This is a genomic window from Vibrio genomosp. F10 str. 9ZD137 (genome assembly GCF_049974785.1).
In the GTDB taxonomy this organism is placed as follows: Bacteria; Pseudomonadota; Gammaproteobacteria; order Enterobacterales; family Vibrionaceae; genus Vibrio.
The window spans coordinates 1-1,767 of the sequence record NZ_JBNGCJ010000980.1 but is presented as its reverse complement, the minus strand read 5'-3'; the positions used below and the strand labels follow the sequence as shown (position 1 = coordinate 1,767).

Below are 1,767 nucleotides of genomic sequence, written 5' to 3'. Positions count from 1 at the left end.
GGTTGATGACGGCAAAGTTTATCTTGCAAACTGGTGGACAACAGGTAATCCGCCGAAAGAAAACTCAGCCCCTTATGGCCAACCGTGGACCTATGTCGAAGATTTTGAGGCTGGCGACCCTGACTGCCTGGAAAACTGGTACTGGGAAACCGCTGAGAGAATGTTCAAGCGTCCTCTCACTGAAACCGATAAAGCCTTGTATCCAGCCAGCGACATTGAGCTGAGTTTGGCTAAGATCCTCGTGTCGCCGCACTTCCTTTACCGAAGAGAAGGGGGGCACCTTAATGATGAAGGCAATTATCACCTCAATGCGTATGAGTTAGCGAACGTAATTTCTTATACCGTACTCGGCTCTGTGCCTGATGAAGAGTTGTGGTCAACCGCGAAAGACGGCAGTTTGATCCGCTCAGACGTATTAGGGCAACAAATTGATCGCTTGTTATCAACCCCACAAGCTTACGAGCAATTTGCCAACTTTATGATGCAGACTCTAGAGTTTGACGAAGAACGCGTTGTCGTTGACCGAGAGGGCATGTCTGAAGATGTGGGTGAAGCCATGCTGGATGAGTTTACAACGTACATTCGCGAAACCGTATTTGGTGAAGAAATGGGGCGTTTTTCAGACCTGATGGCTTACGAGAATACGTACGTCAATCAAGTGCTGGCTAACCATTACGGATTCAAAGGCAGCTTTAATTCTGGTTTCAAAGAAACAGCAATACCGAATGAACGTGGTCAAGGGCTACTCAGTCTAGGGGCGATTGCTGTGGCATACAGTACCGATGAACAAACGCGTCTTATTCCGCGCGGAAAAATGGTTCAGCATTCATTACTCGGTTGGGAGCAGGCCATACCTTCTGGCGCAGCCCCAGACGACATAGTGAACGACACCTCAACCAAAGATTTCTGGACTCAAGCGACAGGGCCATCGACTGAATGTTGGGTATGTCACGAGAAAATGAATGATGTGGGTTTTGCCTATGACGTACTGGATAAAACAGGACGTTACCGCGCTTACGAAGATTACACCTCCGTACACGGTGAAGTGTTTAACAATGTCGCGCTTGATACTCAAGGCACATTGATTGATGTTGATGGAACCGATACACAGTTCGATGATCTAGAAGACATATCACTCTATTTGGCAAACAGCGAACAGGCTAAGCAAGCCTTTGTTAAAAACTACATCTCTTACACATTGGGTGAAGCGTCAGTAAGATTCGCACCCTTATACCCTGAATACGCTTCGTTTGAGCAGTTCAAACAGCTAATGAAGGATTTACTAATGTCGACCACCGTTATTGAGCGTGAGGAGTAATAAAATGACTAAATTAACGACGGTATCAAGACGTTCATTTCTAAAAGCCTCTGTCTTTGCAGGAATGGGGGTAGGGTTAGCGAAATTCTCTACCCAATCTTGTGCTTCTAATGGCAGTGCGAGTGGTAATGCAAGCAAATTCATCTTTGTCAATTTTTCCGATGGCTACCCAAGGGGAACTTGGCATCCGACTGGCAATTCAGGCGGGCTGACAATGAACGCCTGTACTGAGGGGCTAGAAGCGTATAAAAACGACATCGTGTTTTTAGCCGGATGCCGAAGCGAAGGCGGCACAGGGCACAGTGGTTACAATGGCGTATGGCAAGAAGAAAGCGGCCAAGGTTCGATTGATGTGCATTTTGAATCGGTTTACGCACAAGGCATGCCCAAACGAGCACTGCGCCTGGGTGTCGACACCAAATACTGGGGGCACGGTGGGTTAGTGACCA

General features: G+C 47.5%; 1 protein-coding gene and 1 pseudogene. Both read left to right on the top strand.

Annotated elements, in window-relative coordinates; all coding sequences use genetic code 11:
- A partial coding sequence (locus tag ACP45E_RS21125) for a DUF1592 domain-containing protein (RefSeq protein ID WP_141707473.1) occupies positions 1-1,318 on the top strand: 1,318 nt, incomplete at its 5' end.
- A 4-nt stretch (positions 1,319-1,322) separates the two neighbouring features.
- Positions 1,323-1,767 (top strand): annotated as a pseudogene (locus ACP45E_RS21120) (DUF1552 domain-containing protein); the annotation flags it as partial.